A 6,373-nucleotide genomic window follows, 5' to 3' on the forward strand; every position below is an offset into this window, starting at 1 on the left:
GATCTGCTCTGCCAACGGTGGGCTTCCTCCGATAATTAAGCGACAGAGATACTACCAATCTCTGGAACAGGCTGCATAGGCAGTGATATCTTTGAGATAAATGTGTCAACCAATATTGACAATATCAAATTTACCGGAACCGGAATTTGAAAACAAAGTAAGTAATAAAAGAGGATATATTATATTTGATGATAATAAACCAATTGGACTATTGAGATATAATCTTTTTTGGGACAATACACCATTTTGTACCATGCTGTTTATTGACTGGAATTATCAGGGAAAAGGTTATGGAAAAAAACTTATGGAGCATTGGGAAGCTGATATGAAATCTCAGGGATATGGTATGCTTTTGACATCTACCCAGGTTGATGAGGAAGCACAGCATTTTTATAGAAAATTAGGATATAAAGATTGTGGTGGTTTTGTTATAGATATTCCGGGATATGAGCAACCAATGGAAATGTTTTTTATTAAGTGTATTTAGCAAATTTCAGTTTTGTGAAAAGAGAATAGTGAGTAATCCAAAGGGCATCAACCGAAAAAAGTTGGTGCCTTTTGTTTTGCTCATTAATGCTCAGAGAGGATGCAAAGAAAAAACTGAATATGACCGGTGAGGTCAAATATGAGAGCCGATGCAATTTGGACTTTTTTCAAAAAAGTGACAAAGTGTCGGCTCTTATTTTTGAGTAAATCCGATTTGAGGATTTTTGAAAAACCGGGCGAAACGAAAATTCTGACAGATGGGACAGTGGCGGAAATTTCATTTTGTCCGGCGGGTGTACAGAGGGCGGAGCCCTTTGTGCAGGGAATGCAAAGGGGAGGCAGCTCCATGCTGGGGTTAAGGGGCAAAGCCCATTATCGGGTCAAGGGTGAAACGCCTTGCCCAGTGATTTGATGCCTGCGTCAAGTCGTACTGGGTATTATCTGGCGAATTGTGTTACCCAAAATCGTTTTCGGGAATGACCGCCACATGAAAAAAGCTTGTGGAATGCAAGAGGCAGATAATGGAAAGACCACAGAGGAGGGCAGAATGGGAAAAAGAAAAATGAAAAAAATGCAGAATAGATGAAAGGGGGAATCAGAAAAATGAGAGCTACAAGGCATAATGGCAGATCGGGGAAACATGGTGTTTATAATCCAAAGCACAATGACAGAAAATTCGATATTGCCAACAGCGAGCATATTGATGCGGAGAGGGAAAAGCAGAATATCTATTGGGACTGTTACCGGGGATATGTCCAGAACCCTTCGGATGAGACACTTAGAAATTGGGGACCGGTCGAGCCGGAAGCAAGTTTTCATGATATTGAAAAGATGTATTATGAAGACCATTACAGCGATTTTATAAAAGGGCAGAATGCCAGAAATGAGAAAAACCGCCACCCGGAAAGAAACCGGACAACGGAAGATCTGCTGAAAAATAAAATGACCTGTCCGGAAGAAACGATATTCCAGATCGGAAAGGAAGGGGAGCATATATCGGGAGAACAGCTTTTTCATATTGCGGATTTTTTTATGAAAAGGTTCGAGGGGATGTTTGGAGACCATGTGCATATTTTGGATTTTGCACTCCACATGGATGAGACCACTCCCCATATCCATGAACGTCACGTGTTTGACTGCGAAAATAAATATGGGGAACTGTGTCCGCAACAGGAAAAGGCATTGGAAGCACTTGGAATTCCTCTTCCCGATCCAGATAAGCCCAGAGGAAGAAACAATAACCGGAAGATGACTTTTGATCTGATCTGCAGGAATCTTCTGTTTGATGTTTGCAGGCAGTATGGGCTGGAGATTGAGGAAGCGCCGGAATATGGCGGAAAGAAGTATCTGGAAAAGCAGGAGTTTATCATACAGGCACAGAAAGAAAAGATTGCCCGGCAGGAACAGATGATAAAGGAACAGGAAGAAAAAATCATGGATAATGAAACCCTGATCGATGAAGTGTCAGAGATCGCTTATGACAAGGCGGTGGAAGTCGTTACGGAAAAAGTAAGGGCACAGACACAGGAAGAGGATATCAGGCTTCTGGATCAGCTTTGCAATAACATTGTCCAGAATCCAAATAATTCTGATAAGGAAAAAACAATTACCAAAAATGTGATTAAGCTGGCGAAAGAGAAATTACGGAATGCAGCAAATGCAGTTATTGAAAAAGTACAGAAAACTCTTCAGGAGCCAGAGGTCAGTAAAGCGAATACGGAACAGATCAAGAAGAAGGCAAGGACGAGTGTTCTTGAAAAACTGGCTGCCAATAAAAAGCGGGTCGCAGAAGAAAACGCTGCCAGAAGAAAAACAAAAACGAAATATCATGACAGGGATTCCCTGTAAAGAGCATTTTGATTTATTCAGTTTTGGATAAAAGTCAGGATGCTCTTTTTTTATTTTGAACCCGGTCATATCTGAACGGGTTGGAAAGGAAGTGGATAAAAAATGAATGTGTTTGAAGAAGTAAAGCAGAATGTGACGGTCAGGCAGGCTGCGGAACTTTATGGATTTAAGCCCAACAGGAGCGGATTGATCCGGTGCATCTTTCATAATGACGGTACACCGAGCATGAAAGTTGACCGCAGATATTACTGTTTTGGATGTGGGTGTACCGGGGATGTGATCGATTTTACCGCCCAGCTCTTCGGACTAAAATCCAGAGAGGCTGCTTTGAAGCTGGCAGATGATTTTGGAATCTCCTATGGGAACAGGGCAAGGGATTCTCCCAAAAGTGGGAAAAAGTCTCTGGTGAAAGAAAGAGGGAAGGTATCAGAAACAGACTGGAAAACAGAATGTGCCAGACTTACAAAAGCATATCTGGATTACCGCACCCTGCTTCTGGAATGGAAAGAATGTTATGCACCAAAAACACCAGAGGAAGAGTGGGATGGGCATTTTGGCACCGCACTGAGGGAGTTGAGTATCGTTGAATATTATCTGGATATTCTTCTGTTCGGTGATGAAGAGGATAAGAAAATGCTTGTCAAGGAAAAAGGAAAGGAGGTGGAAAAGATTGAGCGAGAATGTAAAGGAGCAGGACGCTTTGCAGATCATGGAGCAGATGGCGGATGTGGATGCCATAAGGGAGATCCGCTCCCATCTGGCGGTGACAAATCAGGGAACCGTCAAAGGGACGATGCAGAATTATATGATCGTGCTTCGGGAAGATCCGCTACTGAAAGGGAGCCTGAGATTTAATCTTTTGAACCAGAGGATCGATATCGTCAGGAAACTCTGGTGGAATGATGGTATCACCTCTATGACAGATGCTGCCAGAGATTTCTTTTATCTGTATTTTGAACAGTTTTATAGTCTGGGAAATGAGAAAAACATGGATAAAGCCCTGAGGGCGGAAGCAAACAGCAAACAGTATCATCCGATCTGCGAATATCTGAACCGCTTAGAGTGGGATGGCACAGAACGTATCCGTTATGTATTGAAGCGGTATATGGGGGCAGATGATTCGGATTTGGTCTATGAATGCCTGAAGCATTTTATCATGGAAGCACTGCTCCGTATTTTTAAGCCGGGGTGTAAGGCGGATGAGATGCTCTGCCTTGTAGGAACACAGGGGGCAGGAAAATCTACATTTTTCCGCTTTCTGGCTATTAAGGATGAGTGGTTTTCAGATGACTTGAGGGATTTGGGAGATAAAAAGATTTATGAAAAGCTCCGGGGTCACTGGATCATGGAAATGTCAGAGATGATTGCTGCGATCAGTGCAAAGAGCAATGAAGAGATCAAGTCCTTTTTGAGCCGGCAGAAAGACACATTTCGGAATTCCTATGGGAAATTTGAAGAGGACAGACCGAGACAATGTCTGTTTGCCGGGACAACCAATACAAAGCAGTTTCTTCCCTTTGACCGTACAGGAGCAAGACGTTTCCTTGTAATCGAGGTCGATTCCTCAAAGGCGGAAAAACATCTTCTTGATAATGAAGAAGAATCGAGGGCATACTTCGACCAGCTTTGGGCGGAAGCAATGGTCATCTTCAATTCCTGCAAGAACAAAAGCAGCCTTCTGAAACTTCCAAAAGAAATGGAGGAGCAGATCATTGAATACCGGAAACAGTTCATGCAGGAAGATACGATGGCAGGGCAGGTTCAGGGATGGCTGGATGGATATGCCGGGACTTATGTCTGCTCCAGACAGATCTGGAAAGAGGCGTTTAACCATTATGATGGCGAACCAAAGAAATATGAGACCAATGAGATATGCCAGATCATGGACACACAGATCATTGGCTGGAAAAGAGGCGGTTATCATCGTTTCTCAAAAGAAGGATTTGGTACACAGCGGTGCTGGATCAGAGAGGGAAAGGATGAAACAGAGACTGTCAACCAACCGGACAAAGATGGCTTTATAAAACTTACGGAAGGTGAGCAGATGAAGATACCTTTTGATTAGCCTGACAGGGAGGGGATGGTCAAAACAGCTGAATTTCCATTTTTTTGACTGTTTGTGTACTGGTTGTTGACATTTTTGTTGACTGGGAAAAGCCTTTAAATATCAGCTTTTTCAGCATATTTCTTAACTGTCAACAAAGATATTTAAAAAAGAAAATATTATTTAGAGTAGGGATGACTTGGATAAAGAGATTATTTTATTAAAAGTTTCAAGTGCCTTGTTGACATTGACGGAGAGACAGAATTCCAGATCGGGATACCGTCCCGGCTGGGATAATAACTGTCCTCTCTCTGTCGGGCAAATGAATAGAATACTGGCAGGCAATTTGGAAGATCAGTCTGCCACCCTGCCCGCCGGTAAATCACAGAAAGGAGAAGCTTATGGGACAGGTTCTGAATCCGAAAACGGAAAACAATACATTTACAAAAAGGATTGGGCAGACAACTTATGTTGTCCGATTCCATTACAGTGAGAACGCAAGAGAGACGATGCAGGAGAAAATCAACCGGATGCTGGTGAATGAAGTTAACCGTTCGGACTTCATGGAAACAGAGGAAAAAATGGCTGAGTAACTTAATGGTTGTAACAACAAAGAACGTTTTCATCAGTATTTTAGCTGTTTTACCCCTGATTTGACACGAAAAAGTGCCTTTTTTGATGAAAAAACTATTGACATTTTGTTTCAGGTAAGACAGCAAAATCCATCCTGATCAGCTGCGGTGCCAGACTGGCTCCGTTTGATATTACCGAGCTTCGGGAGATCATGAGCTATGATGAGATGGAACTGGATAACGTGGGAGACAGGAAGACGGCGCTGTTTCTAATTATGTCAGATACAGATACTACCTTTAACTTTGTGATCGCTATGCTGCAGTCCCAGCTTTTCAACCTGCTTTGTGATAAGGCAGATGATAAATATGGCGGCAGGCTGCCGGTCCATGTGCGGGTTATCTGCGATGAGTTTGCCAACATCGGGCAGATTCCACAGTTTGATAAGCTGATTGCCACTATCCGAAGCAGGGAAATCTCTGCTTCTATTATTTTGCAGTCACAGAGCCAGCTGAAGGCAATGTACAAGGATAGTGCGGACACAATTCTGGGGAATTGTGACACGATGCTGTTCCTTGGGGGCAAGGAAAAGACCACCCTGAAAGAGATGAGTGAGCTTCTGGGAAAGGAGACGATTGACCTTTACAACACCTCGGAAACACGCAGCAACCAGAAGTCGTTCGGGCTGAATTACCAGAAAACCGGGAAACAGCTGATGACGGAGGATGAGATCGCAGTCATGGACGGCGGGAAATGCATCCTGCAGATCCGTGGTGTCCGTCCGTTCTATTCGGACAAATACGATATAACCAAACACCCCAATTACCGGCTCCTTGCGGATTACAGTGAGAAGAACCGGTTTAAGGTGGAAAAAGAACTGGATCCGAAGTACTCACCGAAACCTGATGATGAGGTGGAAGTGATGGAAATGGATCTTTCAGGAGACGGGAATGAGCAGGAAAATAATGAGGAAAGGAATAACTAACAGGGTGCGCCGGTATTGTTACCGGCGTTTTTCATTCCCGGTTACACCCGGCAAAGTTAGTTTTGGTGATTTATATGGCATTTTTTACCAGTGCAATTACTACTCTTAAGACCCTGGTCGTAGCAATCGGGGCGGGTCTTGGTATCTGGGGTGCAATCAATCTTATGGAAGGATACGGTAATGATAACCGTGCGACACGTTCGTAAGTGAAAAGCTTACGCACAAAGTCGAAGGGCAATTGTAGCCCGAAACTTTGGAGAACTGATATTCCGATGGGTGAAATGAGGGGGTAACGTCCCGAAGCGCCACCCTAATACTCCGAATGGCGGGGAGCATGCAACGGCTCTCTCCAAAAGTTTATAGAGCTCGGTGAAGTCGGCAGAGAGCAACCGTAAGACTGGTTTTCAGACCAGACACGAAAGCTGTCCAGAGGTGGATGG

At 43.7% G+C, this 6,373-nt stretch carries 7 protein-coding genes and 1 pseudogene; all 8 read left to right on the forward strand.

Features of this window, described 5'->3' with window-relative positions:
- Positions 1–115 precede the first annotated feature (115 nt).
- The 8 genes and pseudogenes from FYJ57_RS14520 to FYJ57_RS14555 all read left to right on the forward strand — a co-directional run bounded on the left by FYJ57_RS14520 (position 116) and on the right by FYJ57_RS14555 (position 6,139).
- On the forward strand, positions 116–487 hold the full coding sequence (locus FYJ57_RS14520) for a GNAT family N-acetyltransferase (protein WP_235904607.1): 372 nt from the start codon (positions 116–118) through the stop codon (positions 485–487).
- A 138-nt stretch (positions 488–625) separates the two neighbouring features.
- Positions 626–898 carry a hypothetical protein gene (locus FYJ57_RS14525; RefSeq protein ID WP_117739486.1) on the forward strand — a complete coding sequence of 91 codons (273 nt, stop codon included), beginning with the start codon at positions 626–628 and terminating at the stop codon, positions 896–898.
- 191 nt (positions 899–1,089) lie between these two features.
- A complete protein-coding gene (locus tag FYJ57_RS14530) occupies positions 1,090–2,334 on the forward strand; it encodes a plasmid recombination protein (protein ID WP_154433206.1) in 1,245 nt (414 codons plus the stop codon).
- A 102-nt stretch (positions 2,335–2,436) separates the two neighbouring features.
- On the forward strand, positions 2,437–3,189 hold the full coding sequence (locus FYJ57_RS15575; RefSeq protein WP_117739487.1) for a CHC2 zinc finger domain-containing protein: 753 nt from the start codon (positions 2,437–2,439) through the stop codon (positions 3,187–3,189).
- Positions 3,140–4,399 (forward strand): virulence-associated E family protein, encoded by a 1,260-nt coding sequence (locus tag FYJ57_RS14540; RefSeq protein ID WP_235904608.1) that lies wholly within the window; start codon positions 3,140–3,142, stop codon positions 4,397–4,399. Before FYJ57_RS15575 ends, FYJ57_RS14540 begins: the two co-directional genes overlap by 50 nt.
- Positions 4,400–4,779: 380 nt before the next feature.
- The gene (locus FYJ57_RS14545; protein ID WP_117739489.1) at positions 4,780–4,971 is read left to right on the forward strand and encodes a transposon-encoded TnpW family protein; all 192 of its coding nucleotides are present in this window, start codon (positions 4,780–4,782) and stop codon (positions 4,969–4,971) included.
- 110 nt (positions 4,972–5,081) lie between these two features.
- Positions 5,082–5,933: pseudogene (locus FYJ57_RS14550) on the forward strand (VirD4-like conjugal transfer protein, CD1115 family); the annotation flags it as partial.
- A 74-nt stretch (positions 5,934–6,007) separates the two neighbouring features.
- Complete coding sequence (locus tag FYJ57_RS14555) at positions 6,008–6,139, forward strand: Maff2 family mobile element protein (protein ID WP_154433207.1); 132 nt, start codon at positions 6,008–6,010, stop codon at positions 6,137–6,139.
- Positions 6,140–6,373: the final 234 nt, after the last annotated feature.

The sequence above is a fragment of the Oliverpabstia intestinalis genome, assembly GCF_009696065.1.
GTDB classification, from domain to species: domain Bacteria; phylum Bacillota; class Clostridia; order Lachnospirales; family Lachnospiraceae; genus Oliverpabstia; species Oliverpabstia intestinalis.